Genomic DNA, 19,352 nt, shown 5'->3' with positions numbered 1-19,352 from the left:
AATATATGCTTATTCATCAATTTGGCCAGTCAGAATAACCGGTCCATCGTCAGTAATTGCTAATGTATGTTCATACTGCGCTGAAAGTGAGTGGTCCTTGGTACGCGCTGTCCATTCATTATCATCAAGCGTTGCCTGCCATCCGCCGGCATTAATCATTGGTTCAATGGTAATAACCATACCGCTTTTTAATCTGGTGCCGGTGCCGTGAGTGCCGTAATGTGGAACTTGAGGATCTTCGTGCAGAGTTGGCCCGATGCCATGACCGCAGAAGTCACGAACAACTGAGAAGCCATTCGCTTCAACATATTCCTGGATAGCAGCACCAATGTCACCGATTCGGTTACCAACAACTGCTTGTTCAATACCAATATAGAGTGATGCTTTGGTAACATCCAGTAATTTTTGGGTTTGCTCATCAATATCGCCAACGGTATAGGTCCAGGCAGAATCAGATAAGGCACCACGATAGTTAACAACCATATCGACAGTTACAATATCGCCGTTTTTTAGTTTTTTGTGGGTTGGAAAACCATGGCAAATTTCATCATTTACACTGGTACAAGTCAGGTATGGATATCCTTGATAGCCAAGTTGTTCGGATTTGGCATCATGTTTTTCAAGATAGTCTTTGGCGAATAACTCGATGTCCATGGTGCTGATTCCGGGACGAATAAAGTCGCGCAGGGATTCATGCAGCCCGGCAAGAATTTTTCCGGATGCTGCCATTGCTTCAATTTCACGGGGTGATTTTAGGGTAATCATATGCATTCCTCAATTCTTCAAACACTTTCCGACGTCAATCTTTGATTAACGAGTCCCAAGCGGGAGTTGGTTTGAATTCTTTTTCAATATATATAATAGCATGATAAGTGTCAGATTTTCAAATTTTGGCTATTATTAGGGTTAAAAGTGATGCAATGAACAAAAAGTTATATTATAATGGCTTTATGTATAAGGAGTGGATATTTTTGGATATTTTTCAGTTTACGATAATGGGTGTTGAGTTGTATTATATATTGTGGTTTTTCTTTATTTTTAGTTTTGCCGGAGTTATTATTGAAACGATTTTTTGTTATTCACAAACCGGAACAATTGAATGCCGGACTGGAACGTTATATTTACCATTAATTCCGGTTTATGGTATTGGTGCGGTGGCATTGAGCTTGTTCTTGAAGGGTTTAATTAATGATCCGGCACTTTTGTTTTTAGGTGGTATTGTTGTCGGTGCCATTACTGAGTATATTGGCAGTTATGTAATGGAGAAACTTTTCCATACCGTTTTCTGGGATTACAGTAATGAGCCATTAAATATTCATGGCCGAATTTGTTTAAAGTATTCGATTTACTGGGGCTTTTTATCATTGATTCTCATATATGTGCTCGATAAATATGTCTTAGCATTAATAAATTGGATGAGTCGTGATACCGGGGAAATACTATTAGTAGTTATTACGGTTTTAGCAATTTTTTCATTTATTCTTACTTCTCTGGCATTTGTTCGCTTCCGTAAAAAAGTTGCCATCTTAAAAGCTGAGAAAAATGGAACAACGCCAACAGAAAAACTAAGTAAGGGCTTAGTTGGTAAAATTGTCGACTTATTGGCACCTGATGCAGTTATGGTATTTACTTTCCCTAATATGAACTTTGTTCAAGATTATATGAATATAAAAGGTATTAAGAAAAAAGTATTGCACCTTGATTTCCGAATTGTTAAGAAAAGTAAGCTACGCAAAGAAGAAGTATAATCCATAGAAGCAAACTTGTGATATAATATAAGCAGAAATGAGGCGTTTTGAATGAAGTATAATTTACAAACCGATACTTTTCCATGGCTTGATGAACATGCAATCGAATATATCCGCTATGATCATGAAGAAATTACTGATAATGAGACCGATTATCGGATTATGAAAGAGTATAATATGGTAGGGGCTCCCAGTAAAACGATTGCTTTTAAAACCAAAAGCGGCCGTTTTATCTTAGTGGCAACGACGCTGGAACGGCGCGTTGATAAGAAGGTTGTAAAAGAGTATGCCGGCGAACGGGTTAATTTTGCTAATTTCGATGAACTGACCGAGTATGTTGTTTGTGACCCGCATACGATACCAACAATTTGTATGCCGGAAGTATTTGAGATTATTATTGATCCGAATATTTTTGTTGCTGATGGTTATTTATTTTCACCGGGAATCAGCACAATCACTATTTCATTGAATCGCGACAATCTTCGTAAGGCATTAGACGCTATGCCGAATAAGATGACTGAACTCGAAGATGTTGCTTATGATATGGAAGTTGAAGAAATTTAGAACCGGAGCTGAGGCGAGCTCAGTTCCGGTTCCAAGCGGCCTCAAGCCGCTTTTTTTAAAAGAAAGAGGTGCAGCGATGATGAATAAGTTTGCCAGTGGGTTAAATGATTTAATAACTGATGTGCAGGGGGTTCGGGTTGGCCATAGTACTTTGAGTAATGGAGATGTGCAGACCGGGGTCACGACAATTATTCCTCATGGCGGTAATTTGTTTCTTGAGAAGTTGCCGGCGGCAGTGCATGTAATGAATGGGTTTGGTAAGAGTAGCGGGTTGATTCAGATTGAAGAGCTGGGGCAGTTAGAGTCACCAATTTTGTTGACTAATACTTTTTCTGTTGGTGTTTGTACTGAGGCGTTGATTGAATATATGCTGGCTGATAATCCCGATATTGGTGAGCGCACCGGAACGATTAATACGGTGGTGGCTGAGTGCAACGATGGCTATTTGAATGATATTCGTGGTATGCACGTGCGTAAGCAGCATGTGTTTGAGGCTTTGCGTCAGGCTGAAAGTCAGTTTGATCTGGGTGCAGTTGGTGCCGGGCGCGGGATGAGTTGCTACCAGCTTAAGGGCGGTATTGGCAGTAGTTCGCGTTTGCTGACTTTTGCTGGGCAGACTTTTACTATTGGCGCTTTGGTGCTGAGTAATTTTGGGCGGCTAGAGGATTTGGTGCTGGATGGTCGGGCAATCGGGCGTGAGTTAGTTGCAGCAATGAATGATGCTGATGGCGAACATCGCGACTTGGGTTCAATTATTGTGGTGTTGGCAACTGACTTACCGCTCGATGCGCGCCAGCTGAAGCGGCTTGCGAAGCGGGCCGGGGTTGGCATTGCCAGAACCGGGTCTTATGTTGGCAATGGCAGCGGAGAGATTGCCGTTGCATTTAGTACCGCTGAGTCGATTGCGCATTATGCTGAAACGGTTATTAGCAATCGCTTGGCATTTCATGAGGATAGTATGGAGCAGGTGTTTGCGGCAACCGCTGAGGTTGTTGAAACAGCGATTGCGAAGTCGTTGTGGAGTGCTGAGACGGTGAGCGGTAAGAATGGTTGTGAACGCATGAGTTTGCGGAGTGTGCTTGAAGATACCGGATTGACATACGACGATGTAGCTATTAGGTAATTTTATTGTTCATAATTGCGAAATTATGATATTATATTTAGTATGAAAGAAGGTTGGACAGATGGTTATTTTTTTTCCGTCATTTAAGAAAGCATTTCAGCAATTTTTGAATGATAAAACTGATGGTAAATATGATTATGAAGCTTTGTTGGAAGATTTAAAGCAAAATTTTTTAGAATCAAAATATAAAACATATGAATTGGCGAGTGATTTAACACGAAGCGGTAAGAAAGAAGCTTTTAGTTATTCGGTTTCTGAATCAAAACTGGATGGCGAGCCTTTATATGAGTTTCATTATTTTGGAAAGTATGATAATTGAGAGAAGGAATCGAAATGGTTTATAAATCAATAATTGATATGATTGGTAATACGCCAATTCTTAAATTGCAAACTGCTGATGATATGGCAACTGTTTATGTAAAATTAGAAGGACATAATCCAAGTGGTAGTGTCAAAGACCGAGCAGCAATCGGAATGATTGAAGCTGCTGAAGCGAGTGGTGCACTCGTGCCGGAATCGGTGATTGTTGAGCCAACCAGCGGGAACACTGGTATTGCACTGGCGATGATTGGGCGAATGAAAGGGTATCATGTTATTATTGTGATGCCGGATACAATGAGTGTTGAGCGGCGAAAAATTATGCAGTCGCTTGGTGCTGAACTGATTTTAACGGATGGTGCCGGCGGTATGAAGGCAGCGATTGCCAAAGCTAATGAGCTGGTTGCTGCTCACGATAATTATTTTATGCCAAGCCAGTTTGATAATCCGGCAAATCCGGATTATCACTATAAATCAACCGGTCCGGAAATTATCAGCGATGTTCCTGATTTGGACGCGTTTGTTGCCGGCGTTGGTACCGGTGGAACAATTACCGGTGTTGGACGTAAATTAAAAGAGCATAATAGTGCTGTTCAAGTGATTGCTGTAGAACCTTCAACTTCAGCAGTGCTTGAAGGCGATGCTCCCGGTAAGCATCGGATTCAAGGGATTGGTGCTGGGTTTATTCCCGGAAACTATGATGCTGATGTGATTGATCAAGTGATTGCTGTTAGTGATGAGGAAGCTTTTGCAGCTGCCCGTCAGGCAAATAAAGAGTTTGGTTTGTTCCTTGGTATTTCATCGGGAGCAAATATTGCGGTGGCAATGCAGGTTGCGCGTACGCTTGGCCCTGGTAAAAAAGTTGTTACTGTGGCACCGGATGGCGGCGAAAAGTATTTGTCTACGGATTTATATAAAGATGAATAAATTTTTGGATTTGTTGTCGGGACGCGTCCCGGCAGCAAATCATTTTTCCAAATAAAGGGGTTTAGCAACATAAGATGTTTGCACGTTTAAAAGAAGAAATAAATTATATTATTGAGCATGATCCGGCAGCAATGAGCAAGCTTCAGGTATTTTTCTTATATCCATCTATTCATGTTCGAATTTTTCATAAGTGGGCAAGTTTTTTCTATCGTCATCGCTGGTTTTTTCTGGCTCGGTTTTTCTCACAGTTTGCTCGTTTTCTAACTGGTATTGAGATTCATCCCGGAGCGAAGCTTGGGAAACGGATTTTCTTTGACCATGGTATGGGAATTGTTGTTGGCGAGACGGTTGTTATCGGCAATGATGTTATTATTTATCATCAGGTGACGCTTGGGGCAAACCGCAGTGTTGCCGGAAAGCGTCATCCGACGATTGGCAATAATGTGGTGATTGGTGCCGGAGCTAAGGTGCTTGGCAATATTGTTGTGCATGATGGTGCGAAGATTGGTGCTAATTCAGTGGTGCTGAAAGATGTGCCCGCAGATGGGGTTGCGGTTGGTGTACCGGCGCGGATTATTTTGAAGGATCAGCCAGATTACGACATGTACTATATTTGATTTGCGAGTTTTGTGCTTTTTGGTCGACCTTGGTCGTAGTAAAAAGCTTAGTTTTGTAAATATATATTTTGAAAGGATTTGTTAATCTATAATGGAGCTAGTAATTATATTAGTCTTAATTGTATTGAACGGGATATTTTCGATGTCAGAGATATCTTTAATTTCAATACGCAAGCATAAGCTCGAGCGCGAGGCAAAGCAGGGGAATAAGTCTGCGAAAGCGGCGCTTGAGCTTGCAGAGAATCCGAATAACTTTTTATCGACGGTGCAAATCGGGATTACTTTGATTGGGATTTTAACCGGGGTATTTAGTGGTGCCAGTATGGGCGATGAGCTAGGGAAGTTGTTAGCAACGATTCCGATGGTCGGATCATATTTAGCACCGCTTGGACCAGTTATTGTCATTTTATTGGTGACTTATTTGACCATTGTTATTGGCGAGCTTGTGCCAAAACGGCTTGGTTTGTATGCATCTGATAGAGTTGCTAAGTTGGTTGCGATTCCGATGAAAATTTTGTCAATGTTGATGAAGCCGTTTGTGTGGTTGTTATCAATCAGCACCCAATTTTTGTTATGGTTAATGCGTATTAAGGATAATGATGAGATTGTCAGCGAAGAAGAAATCAAGGCGATGATTGAAGAGAGCGTTGAGGATGGCGAGATTCAAGATGTTGAGCAACATATTGTTAACCGGGTTTTTTATCTGGGTGACTTAACTGTGCGCTCAATTTTGACAAGCCGCAAAGATGTTCAGGTTATTCGTCTTGAAGATACTAAGCGTGATATTAAGAAACTCATTCGTGAATATACCCATAATGTTTATCCGGTTGTCGGTGAAGATTTTGATGATATTAAAGGTGTAGTTGATTTACCGAGTATTTTGCGTAACATCGATAAGAAAGACTTTGATATTAATTCACTTTTGGTTGAACCAACATTTGTTCGAGAAGATACGAAAGTGTATGATTTCCTGGCGCAGTTAAAAGATACACCACATGAATTTGCTTTTGTTTTTGATGCTTATGGTGGTGTGGATGGAATTGTGACCGGGCAGAGTGTTTTAGATGAATTAGTTTATGCACCAAGTTTTGACAATGAAACGACATTAATAGTTGAGCAAGAGGATGGTAGTTTCCTGGTGGATGGCCAATGTCCAATCATGGATTTCTTATTCTGTTTTGATTTGGACTTGCTTGCCCGTGAATATACTAATGTGACAACAGTAAATGGTTTGTTCATTAATGAGTTCGAGCATATCCCGGCTGCCGGGGAGATGTTGGTTTGGCATAACTTGCGAGTAACCGTAAAGAATGTAAGCGAAACAACAATAGAGCAATTAGTGGTTGAGCAATTAGAAAGCATTTCAGTTGAAGAATCACTATAAGGTGTTATACTTAAATTAGGCACTTAAGGGTGCCAAGTAAAGCCACTATGTTGGCGTATAAGTGCGGTCACCTGGCCGCCTGCGGAGGCATCCGCTTTTGTGGAAACGGATAAGGTATCGACAACGGTCTATTATCCGTTTTTCCCTTTTTAGAGGTATCAAATATATTTTGATAGGGATGATGTATTATGAAACCAGGAAGATTTTCAGAGAAGACGAAACGAGCTTTGTTTATTACTGTTTGTATTGCGATTGTCCCGATTGTTATAGCGATTATTTGGGCTTTGTATTGGGTGATTTTTGGTCACTTGTGAGAATATTGGAACAGGGAGTTAGGGTTGGCCTGACTCCCTGTTTTTTTGCGTTTTATAAAATTTCTATTTTTGAAAAAAACTTCTGATATAGAAAATAATTTGTTGTAAATAATGTGATATCATAAAAATATAAGTGAAATATTTTTATGATAGGAGTTTATGAGATGAAGAGGTTCTTTTTGGTTTTTGTGGCAGGAATTATGGCTGTCAGTATTTTGAGCGGGTGCAGTATGTTTAGTACGTTTGATCAGAATGTTGAGCAGCAAGTGACTGGTGGTAAGGTTAGTGGTGCAGTGACTGCTGATGAGGCTGCTTTAAGTTGGCTAGGAGTGCCGTATGCGGCAGCGCCGGTCAACGAGCTGCGTTGGCATGCGCCAGCGGATGTGGTAGCGTGGAACGATGTTCGTGATGCGACTAGCTATGGTAATGTTTGTACGCAAGTATCGGGCGGAAAAGTTGTTGGCGATGAAGATTGTTTGTATCTGAATGTTTGGCGCCCGAATACCAATGAGGCGAATTTGCCGGTTATGGTTTATGTGCATGGCGGTGGTAATCGCAACGATAGCGGAAATAACTATGTTGGTGATAAGTTGGCGGCGCAAGCAAATGCGATTGTTATTACGATTAATTATCGTTTGGATGTTTTGGGTTATTTAACGACGCCGGCTTTGCGGACTGGTAATGCGGTTGAGGATTCGGGGAATTTTGCTTTGCTTGATATTCAGAAAGCTTTGCAATGGGTACAAGGAAATGCTGCTGCTTTTGGCGGCGATGCCAAGAATGTTACTTTAGCCGGGCAGTCAGCCGGAGCACGTGATGTTATGGCGACGTTAATTTCGCCGGAGTTCAAAGGCTTGTATCAAAAAGCAATTTTAATGAGCGGTGGCGAAACGCTGTCGACGGTTGAAGATGGTGAAGCAACTGCTGATACGGTAATCAGTAATTTGTTGGTATCAAGCGGAACGGTTGCTGATGCGACTGCGGCTGAAAACTGGCTGAAATCAGCGAGTGATGCGGATGTATCGAAGTTTTTATATGACCAACCAGCTGAATCGTTGGTGATGGCGTTGCCAAGTGCAATTATCCGCATGCAGACGTTCACCCATTTGTTCATGGATGGTACGGTTATTCCTAAGGAAGGGTTTGATGTCATTGCCAGTGGCAATTACTTCAAAGTGCCGGTTATGCTTGGGAGCAACTATGATGAGTTTGGTGCTTTCAACTTGTTAGATCCGGCATTTTTCCCGAAATTACCAACCGGAGAGCTTGATCAGCCAGAGAATTTTGATACCTTTACAAAGTCAAAAGAGTATGGCAGCCAGTTGTATGCGTCGTTCTGTGTGGAGACGTTTGCTGATCGTTTATATGCGGCGGGCATGACGGATATTTATGCGTACCGGATGCAATGGGGCCATGATTTGGATGTTGCCAATGAGGCAATTGTGAAGTATATTGGTGCCACTCATGGTGCTGATGTTGATTTCGTTTTTGGCTATGAGATGAATCCGGCGAATAAAATGTTCCCGGGAGCGCCTTTATATACCGATGAGAATGCACCTGGACGTGAGTTGCTGACTACTGCGGTTATGAATTATTACGGTAATTTCTTGCATAATGGCGATCCTAAAGTGAGTGACACAGTGACTTGGTCAAAATGGACGCCAACTACTGAGCAAGAGAAAATCATGATTTTCAATGCCAGCGACACTGAGTTGAAAAATGAAATGTCAGATATGTATTGGAACCGCGATGAAGTGATGAAGGAATTAAAGGAGAATACGACCGAAGATCAGCAAAAAGTGATTGATGGCGTATATAAAGGCCGATTCTTTATGATTGGTGTGGAAGATTAATTTATTAAAGAAATTTGAAAAAGCAGCGTTTTAAGGCGCTGCTTTTTTACTTTTAAAAGACAAGTGCATAGATTGAGTGCCCGAAGGATTAGGAAGCGAAGCTTCCGTCAGAGTTTGGATAATTTTGTGAGTATTGCGACACGTAGTTAGTGGAGTGTATCCAGAATACGTGACACCCTAAGGATACTTCTTACAGGGCACCGGAGACGCGGAGCAGAATTATTCGAAATACGCCAATATATGTGCTTGAAGGCGCTGTTTTCTTTTTATCGGATATGCTATAATAAGCATAGTTATTTTTAAGTAGAATGAGGGCAAAGAATGCAGTTATCGAAACGTTTGGAGCAGTTAATTGAATATATTCCTGTTGGTAGTCGTTTGGTTGATGTAGGAACAGACCATGGGTATGTTCCGGTTGAGGCGGTTGCTCGGGGAATTGCAAGTTTTGCAATTGCTGCCGATGTGGCATCCGGGCCGCTGCAAGCGGCGCAGGCGTCGATAGATGCGGCTGGGCTTGGTACGAGCGTTGAGGCACGGCTGGGGTCAGGCTTGCAGGTTTTGGCGGATAGCGATGCTGTTGATGTGGCGATAGTTGCCGGGATGGGCGGTCGCTTGATTGTTGATATTTTGAGCGAGGCTGAGTTTGTGCCGCAGATGTTGATTTTGCAGGCGAATGTTGCTGATCATTTGGTGCGGCAGTGGTTGTTTGACCATAGTTTTGCGATTGTGGCGGAGACGACGGTGTTGGAAGCCGGAAAGTATTATCCGGTAATTGTTGCCGAGCGGAGTGAGTCGGTGGCGGCCAGTGAGGGCAGTGATTTGGCGATTTTGGTTGGTAAGCGAAATTTAGTGCGGCCGAGCACTGAATTTCTTGATCGTTGGATTGATGAGCTGGCGCATAGCCGAGCTTTGCTTGCCCAGTTGAAACAGGCTGAGAACACTGAGGAGAAACAGAAGCAGGTTAATCAGCGAATTCGTTTGATTCAGGAGGTTTTGAGTCGTGAAACTGCAAAATGTGATTGATGTTTTAGAGGCGTTATACCCGAGTTATTTGCGGGTGGATAATGATCCGGTTGGGTTGCAGGTTGGTAGCCGGCAACAGGCGGTGACTAAGATTTTGGTGTCAATGGATGTGGATATGGATGTGGTTCACGAGGCGGTTGCTATTGGTGCTGATTGTATTATTAGTTATCATGCCTTGCTTTATGCCGGTATTCATAGTGTTGATTTTGAGGATCATAAGGGGGCAGTTGTGGCTGAATTGATTCGTCAGGGCATCGCAGTGTATTCCTTACATAGTCGTTTGGATACTGCCGCTGATGGTTTGGGGCAGTGGCTGGCTGAAAGTATTGGGCTGCAGAATACGCGAGTGTTTTTGCCGACGATTAATGAGCAGTTTGGATTTGGTCGGGTTGGTGAGTTGGCTGCGGCTATGTCTGTTGCTGATGTGACGGCTTTAGTGAAAGATGTTTTCAATGTAAAATGCGTGCGTTTTATCGGTGATAATGAGGCGATGATTAAGCGGGTGGCGATTGTTGGCGGAAGCGGCGAGGAGTTTTATCCTGAGGCTGTAGCTGCCGAGGTTGACTTGTATATTACCGGTGATATTACTTTTCACACTGCCCAAGATGCTAAAAATTCCGGGCTCAATATGCTTGATATCGGGCATTATGCTGAGCATATTGTGAGTGAGAAATTGCAACAGATACTAAGTAAGGCAGTAGGTATTCCCGTTGTCGCGACAACCGTTAATACCGACCCTTTTGAATGTTTATAGTAGTGAGGTAAATATGAAGGAAGTTAATGATTGCCCAAATTGCGGGGCGCCGCTTGAGCCGTTAGATGGCAAGTGCGGGTATTGTGGGTATACTTTTTTACTTGATGAGGATGAGCTTAATAAGTATCCGCCAGAAATTCGTGGCCGACATTATCGCAATAATGGGCGCTTTGAGCAAGCGGTCAAAGCATATCATCAGTGGTTATTAGGACAACCAGCTAATGGGTTAGCGGTGCTTGAATATTTGGAGTTTTTGGTGGAGTATAGTCAAAATCAGCAATTTAAAAATTTGCCACAGATTTTTGTGAGCAGTTTGAATATGTTGTTGTATTATCAGACTGAAAAGCGCACTTTTGCTGATCAAGAGCGGGCTTTTTTGTGGTTGCAGCATATATTGGAGCTCATTCAAGATACTGAATATGTTGCGGTTGATTTTGAGGATTATAGCTACAAGTCTAGTGCTGATTTTTTTAAGGCACAGGAATCGGTGATTTTGGGTGAGCCGGTGGATCAAGCAAAATATAATTTTTATGCCATCAAGTATTTGCAGTTATTTATGACGGTGTTTTTGGGTGATGAGCATGCGCAAAAATGTTTAGCTTTGCCGATTGCCGATGAGAAGAAGATGTATGGGCAGGAGCAGTTGGCGCGGTTGCTGATGGTTGAGGATGTTTTGCGTTCACGGAAGGCGCGAGCTTTGAATAAGGAGATACCCGGGCAGACCGATGAGTTTGAACTTGTGGTAGTGCCAATGGCAGTTGGGTTTGTTAGAATTGCTGCCTTTGTGATATGTATTGCAGTTGCAATTTTGTTTTTAATAATTGGTATATTAGGGAGCAACTGGTATTGTTTGATTTTGGGGTTGATTTTCTTATTAGGTTCAATTGGTGAGTATAACATTTATCAGTTTAAGGAAAGCTCTCGTTGGATAATTCGTGGTATAAGTTTGGTTTCCGGTGCGTTGCTGTTTTTAGTGCCAATGATTGTGTTTGGGATATTTTTGCTTATTGATTTCTTCGCTTATGAGCGTTCCAAAATGATGGATGCCAAGGGTGCTGAGAAGCAATGGCAATTATACCAAAATGTTGAGTGGTTGCGTGAAGCTTACCAAAATAGAACAGTTACCAGAATTGAGGTTTTTAAACAATTGATTCGTTAAGGGTATTATATAATGAGAGGATTTATAAAGATGCAGGTATGTTCAGGGTGCGGAGCACAGATTGTAAATGGGGCTAGAAAGTGCAGTTATTGCGGTACGGAGATAAAAATTGATATTAGTGAGCAAAGTTTCATGCAACAAGCCCGCGAATATCGCAATAAGCAACAATTTGCTAAAGCAATTGAGGCTTACTCTAAGTGGGTAGCAGATGATTTGCGGAATAGTGATGTTTGGCTTGAGTATATGGATTTTTTGTTGGATTATGCGAAACTTCAGGGATATAGAAATTTTGGTGCAATTACTCGTGCATATTCGATGATGTTGTCATATATTTTGCGGGCTGAGTTATTTGCTGGATTTAATGATCAAACGCGGGCAATGTCGTTGTTTGAGGAGATTGTTGAAGTATATCAACAATTAGGGAATGCCACAGTAGGAAATCTGCAAGTTGAGAAAGTCGGAGATTTACAGCAGTTATTAAATGTTGTATCGCAACTAGCTACAACTGGTAATGAGCAGCCAAGTTTTTCAATGTTTAATAAGCTGCAATTACTTTTTACTGCTTTTTTTGAGCAAGGATATGCTAATAGTTGTTTGCAAGTAAATTTGATGAAATTAGAGACAATACAAACAATCCCTAATTTATTCGAGGATTATAAGGTGCGGGCGGCTTTAAATGGAGAGCAATTAATTAAGCAAGAGCAGATTGCAAAAAAAGTGGAGGTGAGCATTGTTTTTCCTATTATTCGAGGTATCTTATTTGGGACTAGTGTATTAATACTTTGTTTATTTATAATGGTAGCAATTTCTATGAGTGGCAGTATGAACGAGATTGGAATAATGATTTTAGTTTCTTTGTTTGTGGCTGTAGCATCGTTTACTGTTGAGTATTTATTGGCCAAGACATATTCGCCTTTTAAGTATATTTGCCGTGTTATTGGTTATATTTCGACCTTTATTACTTTTATTACTTTTCTCCAATACTTAGGGTTAACTATTATAGATGCTATTTATCGATATCAGTTGACCAATGGAAAAGTAATTATTGTAAAACCACAGCCGAGCAAACTTTCGATGTTGATTGATCAATATATCAGTGGGCAGCTTTCTCGGCGGGATGTTATTATTAGATTATTTAGTTAGGGGAGTTTTTATGGAGATATTGCAGTGCCCTGCGTGTGGAGCACCGGTTAATTTTCAGATGGAAACCTGTACATATTGTGGTAATTATTTGGATATTGATTTAAATGAAATCAAGAAGTACCCATCAAAACGACTTCTACAGTGGTATTTGAAATCCAATATGTACGGTGAAGCATTACCGATATATCATCAACTGCTTACTGAGTCGCCATCAAATGATGTTCTGTGGGGAGAATATTTGGTTTTTTTGCTCGATTATTGCGAACAAAAAAACTATGCTAATTTCAGTATGATTTTACACAGTACAGCACAGATTTTAATTTATTGTAAGGCTAATAATTTGTTTGTCGAGTTTAGCAAACCAGAACTATTGATTGATTATTATCAGCGAATCACTAATTTATTGATGAAACATGGTATCTTTAAAATGAGTAGTTACAACCTTGATGTTTCTTCAATTTCTAAAACATTTATGGAGGTAGAGCGTTCATTTACAACCCGGAAAGTTGCAGTGAATACGTATGACATCATTATTATCAGATTAATGTTAACTTGTTTTATGAATGATGTGGATACTAAGCGTTTGTTAGCAATTTCTGGTCCAAAGCATGGAATCAAAGAAGCTTATTTTATTGAGCAACTTTTTGGTGGTGAAAAATCATTAGATAATGCGACTACTAATGAAGTAAACAATGAAAGCAGGAATGATTTTTTAATGATGCTCTATAAGTTACTTATGATTGCTTGGTTTGTAGTTGCTTTGCTTACACTCATTCGATATATTCAATTATCGCCGCAAGCATACGGAAATCTTCAATATACACTTATGATTATAATACTAATAACTGGAACACTTGGAAGTATGGCTTTTGCCTTGATGGAATTTTTTGTTTCAAGAATATTTAGCAAATATAGAACTTTCTTTATTATACTTGAAACAGTTTTTGCGCTTGCCGGGGTGCTTACTGCTTTTGTTTATATTCCAGCATTGCTCTGTGAAATCTTAAGTAAAGAATTATATTCTAATAATAAGATGAAAGAAAACATTCTTGAAACAAAAAGGAAGCAGATTACTGAAACTTACCAAAATGGTAAGTGCACCCGTTATGATGTTATCAAAACAATTTTATAATAAAATAATAAAGGAGAGATTTTATGGAAGTATTACATTGTCCATCTTGTGGAGCAGGTTTGGAATCAAATGAAAAGAATTGCAGCATTTGTAGTTGAATTTTTATTCGGTACAATGTTATCTCCAATAAATACTATAGCTCGACCAATTGGTTTCTTTGTTACTTTGCTTTCAATTCTTGGGATTGCGCCGTATTTAATTATGGTACTTATTGATTTAAAATATGCAAAGTATTTGAAAGAACTGAAGCAGACTGAGGTGAGCTTAAGCGCACCAGCATGGTACAGTGAGTTAACAGAAGGAAAAATTAGTAGACGTGATTTTGTTAAGCGCTTGTTTAATATTTAGGATAAATTTTGATAAAAAAGGAACCGTTCGCGGTTCCTTTTTTATTTAAGGGTTTTCTTCACCAGTGTAACATGTTACCTAAAATGTAACATGTTTTATGTAAATTTGGTTTGTGTCTAAGCGGGGGCAAACTATTTAAAAGCGCTTTCGATAAGTGTATACTGAGTTTGTAAGTTGAAATCGCGTAGCTACCGATATTTTTACAAGAATTTTATTAATGAGGTGACGGTATGAATACTGTTAAAGATTACATTGACACAAAAGATTTTACTAAAGAAGAGATTCAGTACATGATTGATTTGGCTTTGAAATTAAAAGCATCAATTAAGGATGGATATTATCCGCCATTGTTAAAGGATCAAACATTAGGGATGATTTTTGAACAATCTTCTACTCGTACACGGGTTTCATTTGAGACAGCGATGACTCAGCTTGGCGGGCATGCACAATATTTAGCGCCTGGTCAAATTCAGTTAGGTGGCCACGAGTCTGTGGGTGATACTGCACGTGTTTTGTCGCGATTAGTTGATATTATTATGGCTCGGGTTGAGCGTCATAAAACAGTTGTGGAATTAGCCGAAAATTCAACTATTCCGGTTATTAATGGGATGTCAGATTATAATCACCCTACACAAGAGCTTGGCGATATTATTACTATGACTGAGCATTTACCGGCTGGTAAAAAGCTTGAAGATTGCAAAATTGTTTTCGTTGGTGATGCTACACAAGTATGTGCTTCAACAATGTTCATGGCAACAAAAATGGGTATGAATTTCGTGCAATTTGGTCCAAAAGGGTTCCAATTACGTGATGAGCATATCAAGATTGCTGAAGAAAACTGTAAAGTTTCTGGAGGTACATTCTTAATTACTGAAGATGCCGATGAAGCGATGAAAGATGCTGATTTTATTTATACTGATGTATGGTATGGTTTATATGAGGCTGAACTATCGGAAGAAGAACGTATGCGCGTATTCTATCCGAAATATCAAGTGAATGCAGAGTTAATTGCTAAAGCTGCGCCACATGTTAAGTTCTTACACTGTTTACCAGCTACACGTGGAGAAGAGGTAACTGATGAAGTGTTAGATGCACCATATTCAGTTGTGCTTGATGAAGCAGAAAATCGTTTGACAGCAATGCGTTCATTACTTGTGTATTTCTTATATCCAAGATTACATTATGCGGATGCTGCAACAGCAAAAAAATATCAAACTGAAATTGATGCAATGTTGACTAAACTTGTATAATTATCAGTTGAACTTGGAGGAGGGCAATTGATAATTGGCCTCCCCCACTTATATTAAGGAGTGGGTCACATTGGAGAAGAAAAAGAAAAAGTTTCGTTTATTTGATGCCGTATTGATGGCGGTCTGTGTTATTCTGGTTGTTGAATCAGCAGCACCGGCAGCTGCAATCGGTCCATCACAATTCTTTTGGTGGGGATTACTGTTGTTATTGTTTTTCTTGCCATATGGATTAATATCGGCAGAATTAGGAACGACTTATGATGATGAGGGTGGTATTTATGATTGGGTGAAGCGTGCTTTTGGCCGTCGTTGGGGCGGACGAGTAGCTTGGCTTTACTGGGTGAACTTTCCTATTTGGATGGCAAGTCTGGCAGTTTTATTTACCGGTGTAATTACACAGATTTTTGGTCTTGAATTAAGTATTCCGGTAGTAATTGCGATTCAATTGATTTTTATCTGGGTAATCAGTGCAATCAGTTGTTTTCCGGTCAGCGATAGTAAATGGATCTTAAATATCGCGGCAATATTTAAAGTTTTTATCATGGTAAGTTTAGGTGGTTTAGGCATTTATTTCGCAATTAATAATGGTATGGCGAATGATTTATCACCACAAAATTTATTACCTGATTTCAGTATTGATAGTTTGGCTTTTATATCGGTAATTATATTTAACTTCCTCGGTTTTGAGGTTGTTACAACTATGGCCGGTGATATGGAGAATCCTAAAAAACAAATTCCCCAAGCAATTATTTTTGGCGGCATTTTGATTGCATTCTTCTATTTATTGGCAGCGTTCGGTATGGGGGCTGCAATTCCGACAAGCGAATTGTCAACATCTGGTGGCTTAATTGATAGCTTCATTATGTTAGTTGGTAGTGTGAATCCGTTTGTAATCGCCGTTGGTATTATGTTTATGTTTACTTTGGCAGCAAATTTAGTATCATGGGCTTTAGGGGTCAACTATGTAGCGATGTATGCTGCTCGTAATAACGATTTACCAAAAGTATTTCGTATTGTAAATCCTAAAAATGACATGCCTATTGGTGCAAGTATTTTAAATGGTGTTGTTGCATCAATCTTGGTTATTGCAGCGCCGTTTATACCAAATGAAAATATATTCTGGGCGTTCTTTGCTTTGAATGTTGTGGCTTTGCTGGCGTCATATATTATGATGTTCCCTGCATTCTTACGACTACGCAAAATTGATCCTGATCGTGAACGGCCGTTTAAAGTGCCAGGCGGTCCAGTGGTCTTACGATTAATTACGTATGTGCCAATGGTATTGTTAATTATTACTTTAATATTCTCGATTGTGCCACTTGATTTTTCAGAGGCAGAATTGGGAACTAAGATTCCAATATTAGTGGGAAGTATTCTTGCAATAGTTATTGGTGAAATCTGTATACATTTTGCAGGTAAAGATAAAGAAAAACTTGAAGGAGTGAGTGTAAATGAGAACAATTGATAGTTCACCGAAAAAAGATGGCTTCCGGATGCCGGGAGAATTTGAAAAACACGCTGGCTGCTACATTATTTGGCCAGAACGTCCAGACAACTGGCGTTTAGGAGGAAAACCAGCTCAGGCAACCTTTGTTGAAGTGGCTAAAGCTATTTCTGAATTTGAACCAGTGACGGTTGCAGTAAGTCCGCAGCAATATAATAATGCGCGTCAGATGCTGCCTGAAAATGTTCGCGTTGTTGAAATCGACAATGACGATGCTTGGGTACGTGATTGCGGACCGACATTTGTTGTTAATGATTTAGGCGAAGTGCGCGGGGTTGATTGGGCATTTAATGCTTGGGGCGGATTAGTTGATGGACTCTATTTCCCTTGGGACAAAGATGATGCTGTTGCTCAAAAAGTTTGTGAAATTGAAATGAAAGATCGCTATCGTTTAGCAGATTTTGTATTAGAAGGTGGTTCAATCCATGTTGATGGTGAAGGCACTTTGATTACGACCGAGGAGTGCTTATTATCCGATGGGCGTAATCCGCAGCTTTCAAAAGAGCAAATTGAACAAGTGCTGAAAGAATATTTAAATCTGGAAACAATTATTTGGGTAAAACGTGGTATTTATTTAGATGAAACTAACGGTCATGTTGATAATATTATCAATTATGTTGCACCTGGAGTTGTTGCTGTTGCTTGGACGGATGATGAGTCTGATCCGCAATATGAAATTTCTAAGGAAGCTTATGATACATTAGTTAATGCAGTTGATGCTAAGGGCCGCAAACTTGAAGTTCATAAAATTCATGTGCCGAGTCCAGTATTGATTACTGAAGAGGAAAGTCAAGGTGTAGATGCAGTTGATGGAACATTGCCACGTTTACCTGGTGATCGTTTGGCAGCGAGTTATATCAATTATTATACAGCTAACGGTGGTATTATTTTCCCGTTATTCGGTGATCCGAAAGATGAGGATGCACGCAAAAAATTACAAGAATTGTATCCAAATCATAAAATTGTTGGTGTACCGGCACGTGAAATCTTGCTGGGCGGCGGAAATGTGCATTGTATTACGCAACAAATCCCAAAGTAAAAAATGTTGAATGGCCAGGGTGGTGCCCAATCACTGCCTTATGATAATGCTAATTACAAGCTATAAAATAATAATAAAACACTTTCAAAATTAATCTTAGAGGACAGCCGGCAGGGTGAGAAGCATATCTCCGGCCGGCTGTTTATTATTGGAGGAAACAAAATGAATAAACGCAAAATTGTTGTTGCCTTAGGCGGCAATGCTATTTTATCGGATGATGCCAGCAGTGAGGCACAACAACAGGCACTGGTAACGACTGCCGAGTATTTGGTGCAATTAATTGAGCGTGGGGATGATTTAATCATTTCGCACGGTAATGGTCCGCAAGTTGGGAATTTATTGTTACAACAAGCGGCAGCTGCAAGTGAGAGTAATCCAGCGATGCCGCTGGATACGTGTGTAGCGATGACACAAGGAAGCATCGGCTATTGGATGCAAAATGCTTTGAATAAAGCAATGGCAGCGCGTAACATTCAAAAGGATGTTGCGACAATTGTGACGCAGGTGATTGTTGATGAGCAGGATCCAGCGTTTAAGAATCCGACTAAGCCGATTGGGCCGTTTTTGAGTGAGGCGGAGGCGAAGGCAATAATGGCAGCCGGCAAGGATACTTTTAAGGAGGATTCGGGGCGCGGCTGGCGGAAGGTTGTTGCGTCGCCAAAGCCGGTTGGTATTAAGGAATACCAGGTTATTAACCAGTTGGTTGAGCTAGGGGTTGTGACTATTTCTGCCGGTGGTGGCGGGATCCCGGTGGCGGGTAAATCGTTGCGCGGTGTTGAAGCGGTTATTGATAAGGATTTTGCTTCTGAAAAGCTTGCTGAATTAGTAGGCGCTGATTTACTGATTATTTTAACCGGTGTTGACAATGTCTATATTAATTACAATAAGCCAGATCAGAAGAAGCTTGAAGAAGTGAGTGTTGCTGAGTTGGAAACGTATATTGAAGCGGGTCATTTTGCTGCCGGCAGTATGTTGCCAAAAGTTGAAGCAGCAATTACTTTTGTTAAGAATACTGATAATGGGAAAGCGATTATTACTTCACTGGAAAATATTGAAAACCTGATTCATGGTGTGTCGGGAACAGTTGTTGTGAAGTAAGGTTTAGGAGAAAAATTGGGGACAGACCAAAAGTCGTGCTTTTGGTCTGTCCGT

Annotated in this window: 20 protein-coding genes and 1 pseudogene; 20 read left to right on the top strand and 1 reads right to left on the bottom strand. The window is 40.4% G+C overall.

Translation table 11 applies throughout. The features are described 5' to 3' along the window. Positions 1 to 9 precede the first annotated feature (9 nt). Complete coding sequence (gene map, locus FEZ08_RS04055) at positions 10 to 765, bottom strand: type I methionyl aminopeptidase (RefSeq protein ID WP_138190434.1); 756 nt, start codon at positions 763 to 765, stop codon at positions 10 to 12. A 206-nt stretch (positions 766 to 971) separates the two neighbouring features. Here map and FEZ08_RS04050 point away from each other — a divergent pair, with 206 nt between their 5' ends. The 20 genes and pseudogenes from FEZ08_RS04050 (at position 972) to arcC (ending at position 19,298) form a co-directional block, all read left to right on the top strand. Next, positions 972 to 1,748: a putative ABC transporter permease gene (locus FEZ08_RS04050; protein WP_171014932.1), complete on the top strand. Its 777-nt coding sequence runs from the start codon at positions 972 to 974 to the stop codon at positions 1,746 to 1,748. A 51-nt stretch (positions 1,749 to 1,799) separates the two neighbouring features. Beyond that, the gene (locus FEZ08_RS04045; RefSeq protein ID WP_138190432.1) at positions 1,800 to 2,312 is read left to right on the top strand and encodes a YbaK/EbsC family protein; all 513 of its coding nucleotides are present in this window, start codon (positions 1,800 to 1,802) and stop codon (positions 2,310 to 2,312) included. After that, the gene (locus tag FEZ08_RS04040) at positions 2,287 to 3,435 is read left to right on the top strand and encodes a DmpA family aminopeptidase (RefSeq protein WP_199288015.1); all 1,149 of its coding nucleotides are present in this window, start codon (positions 2,287 to 2,289) and stop codon (positions 3,433 to 3,435) included. Before FEZ08_RS04045 ends, FEZ08_RS04040 begins: the two co-directional genes overlap by 26 nt. A 61-nt stretch (positions 3,436 to 3,496) precedes the next feature. Beyond that, positions 3,497 to 3,754 carry a hypothetical protein gene (locus FEZ08_RS04035; RefSeq protein WP_138190431.1) on the top strand — a complete coding sequence of 86 codons (258 nt, stop codon included), beginning with the start codon at positions 3,497 to 3,499 and terminating at the stop codon, positions 3,752 to 3,754. A 14-nt stretch (positions 3,755 to 3,768) separates the two neighbouring features. Next, a complete protein-coding gene (gene cysK / locus FEZ08_RS04030) occupies positions 3,769 to 4,680 on the top strand; it encodes a cysteine synthase A (protein ID WP_138190430.1) in 912 nt (303 codons plus the stop codon). 74 nt (positions 4,681 to 4,754) lie between these two features. Further along, on the top strand, positions 4,755 to 5,297 hold the full coding sequence (gene epsC, locus FEZ08_RS04025; RefSeq protein WP_138190429.1) for a serine O-acetyltransferase EpsC: 543 nt from the start codon (positions 4,755 to 4,757) through the stop codon (positions 5,295 to 5,297). 91 nt (positions 5,298 to 5,388) lie between these two features. Next, complete coding sequence (locus FEZ08_RS04020) at positions 5,389 to 6,681, top strand: hemolysin family protein (protein ID WP_138190428.1); 1,293 nt, start codon at positions 5,389 to 5,391, stop codon at positions 6,679 to 6,681. 188 nt (positions 6,682 to 6,869) lie between these two features. Further along, positions 6,870 to 6,995, top strand: coding sequence for a hypothetical protein (locus FEZ08_RS12535; RefSeq protein ID WP_277871021.1), 126 nt, complete (start codon positions 6,870 to 6,872; stop codon positions 6,993 to 6,995). A 146-nt stretch (positions 6,996 to 7,141) separates the two neighbouring features. Next, positions 7,142 to 8,209, top strand: a pseudogene (locus tag FEZ08_RS12655) (carboxylesterase family protein); the annotation flags it as partial. 126 nt (positions 8,210 to 8,335) lie between these two features. Further along, positions 8,336 to 8,848, top strand: coding sequence for a carboxylesterase family protein (locus FEZ08_RS12650; protein WP_422386945.1), 513 nt, complete (start codon positions 8,336 to 8,338; stop codon positions 8,846 to 8,848). 321 nt (positions 8,849 to 9,169) lie between these two features. Further along, complete coding sequence (locus FEZ08_RS04010) at positions 9,170 to 9,871, top strand: tRNA (adenine(22)-N(1))-methyltransferase (protein ID WP_138190426.1); 702 nt, start codon at positions 9,170 to 9,172, stop codon at positions 9,869 to 9,871. Beyond that, the gene (locus FEZ08_RS04005; protein ID WP_138190425.1) at positions 9,849 to 10,625 is read left to right on the top strand and encodes a Nif3-like dinuclear metal center hexameric protein; all 777 of its coding nucleotides are present in this window, start codon (positions 9,849 to 9,851) and stop codon (positions 10,623 to 10,625) included. The genes FEZ08_RS04010 and FEZ08_RS04005 overlap by 23 nt, the downstream gene beginning before the upstream one ends. A gap of 13 nt (positions 10,626 to 10,638) precedes the next feature. Next, positions 10,639 to 11,784 (top strand): zinc ribbon domain-containing protein, encoded by a 1,146-nt coding sequence (locus FEZ08_RS04000; protein WP_138190424.1) that lies wholly within the window; start codon positions 10,639 to 10,641, stop codon positions 11,782 to 11,784. Between the two features lie 30 nt (positions 11,785 to 11,814). Then, a complete protein-coding gene (locus FEZ08_RS03995; RefSeq protein WP_171014929.1) occupies positions 11,815 to 12,927 on the top strand; it encodes a zinc ribbon domain-containing protein in 1,113 nt (370 codons plus the stop codon). Further along, entirely contained in the window at positions 12,902 to 14,059 is a 1,158-nt protein-coding gene (locus tag FEZ08_RS03990; protein WP_422386941.1) for a zinc ribbon domain-containing protein, read from the top strand. The genes FEZ08_RS03995 and FEZ08_RS03990 overlap by 26 nt, the downstream gene beginning before the upstream one ends. 69 nt (positions 14,060 to 14,128) lie before the next feature. Next, a complete protein-coding gene (locus FEZ08_RS03985) occupies positions 14,129 to 14,407 on the top strand; it encodes a hypothetical protein (protein ID WP_138190421.1) in 279 nt (92 codons plus the stop codon). Between the two features lie 230 nt (positions 14,408 to 14,637). Then, positions 14,638 to 15,657: a putrescine carbamoyltransferase gene (gene ptcA / locus FEZ08_RS03980; protein ID WP_138190420.1), complete on the top strand. Its 1,020-nt coding sequence runs from the start codon at positions 14,638 to 14,640 to the stop codon at positions 15,655 to 15,657. A 70-nt stretch (positions 15,658 to 15,727) separates the two neighbouring features. Further along, positions 15,728 to 17,122, top strand: a complete 1,395-nt coding sequence (locus FEZ08_RS03975) for an APC family permease (RefSeq protein WP_277871020.1) — start codon at positions 15,728 to 15,730, stop codon at positions 17,120 to 17,122. After that, entirely contained in the window at positions 17,109 to 18,200 is a 1,092-nt protein-coding gene (aguA, locus tag FEZ08_RS03970; protein ID WP_138190419.1) for an agmatine deiminase, read from the top strand. The genes FEZ08_RS03975 and aguA overlap by 14 nt, the downstream gene beginning before the upstream one ends. 162 nt (positions 18,201 to 18,362) lie before the next feature. Beyond that, positions 18,363 to 19,298 carry a carbamate kinase gene (arcC, locus tag FEZ08_RS03965; protein ID WP_138190418.1) on the top strand — a complete coding sequence of 312 codons (936 nt, stop codon included), beginning with the start codon at positions 18,363 to 18,365 and terminating at the stop codon, positions 19,296 to 19,298. Positions 19,299 to 19,352: the final 54 nt, after the last annotated feature.

Source organism: Culicoidibacter larvae, from assembly GCF_005771635.1.
Taxonomy (GTDB): domain Bacteria; phylum Bacillota_I; class Bacilli_A; order Culicoidibacterales; family Culicoidibacteraceae; genus Culicoidibacter; species Culicoidibacter larvae.
This window is presented reverse-complemented; position numbering and strand designations above follow the sequence as displayed.

Bases quoted from the DNA above. Each gene is read 5' to 3' on its own strand.
- map (WP_138190434.1), bottom strand. From the start codon at position 765: ATGATTACCCTAAAATCACCCCGTGAAATTGAAGCAATGGCAGCATCC.
- FEZ08_RS04045 (WP_138190432.1), top strand. From the start codon at position 1,800: ATGAAGTATAATTTACAAACCGATACTTTTCCATGGCTTGATGAACAT.
- FEZ08_RS04040 (WP_199288015.1), top strand. From the start codon at position 2,287: ATGATATGGAAGTTGAAGAAATTTAGAACCGGAGCTGAGGCGAGCTCA.
- FEZ08_RS04035 (WP_138190431.1), top strand. From the start codon at position 3,497: ATGGTTATTTTTTTTCCGTCATTTAAGAAAGCATTTCAGCAATTTTTG.
- cysK (WP_138190430.1), top strand. From the start codon at position 3,769: ATGGTTTATAAATCAATAATTGATATGATTGGTAATACGCCAATTCTT.
- epsC (WP_138190429.1), top strand. From the start codon at position 4,755: ATGTTTGCACGTTTAAAAGAAGAAATAAATTATATTATTGAGCATGAT.
- FEZ08_RS04020 (WP_138190428.1), top strand. From the start codon at position 5,389: ATGGAGCTAGTAATTATATTAGTCTTAATTGTATTGAACGGGATATTT.
- FEZ08_RS12535 (WP_277871021.1), top strand. From the start codon at position 6,870: ATGAAACCAGGAAGATTTTCAGAGAAGACGAAACGAGCTTTGTTTATT.
- FEZ08_RS04010 (WP_138190426.1), top strand. From the start codon at position 9,170: ATGCAGTTATCGAAACGTTTGGAGCAGTTAATTGAATATATTCCTGTT.
- FEZ08_RS04000 (WP_138190424.1), top strand. From the start codon at position 10,639: ATGAAGGAAGTTAATGATTGCCCAAATTGCGGGGCGCCGCTTGAGCCG.
- FEZ08_RS03995 (WP_171014929.1), top strand. From the start codon at position 11,815: ATGCAGGTATGTTCAGGGTGCGGAGCACAGATTGTAAATGGGGCTAGA.
- FEZ08_RS03990 (WP_422386941.1), top strand. From the start codon at position 12,902: ATGTTATTATTAGATTATTTAGTTAGGGGAGTTTTTATGGAGATATTG.
- FEZ08_RS03985 (WP_138190421.1), top strand. From the start codon at position 14,129: ATGAAAAGAATTGCAGCATTTGTAGTTGAATTTTTATTCGGTACAATG.
- ptcA (WP_138190420.1), top strand. From the start codon at position 14,638: ATGAATACTGTTAAAGATTACATTGACACAAAAGATTTTACTAAAGAA.
- aguA (WP_138190419.1), top strand. From the start codon at position 17,109: ATGAGAACAATTGATAGTTCACCGAAAAAAGATGGCTTCCGGATGCCG.
- arcC (WP_138190418.1), top strand. From the start codon at position 18,363: ATGAATAAACGCAAAATTGTTGTTGCCTTAGGCGGCAATGCTATTTTA.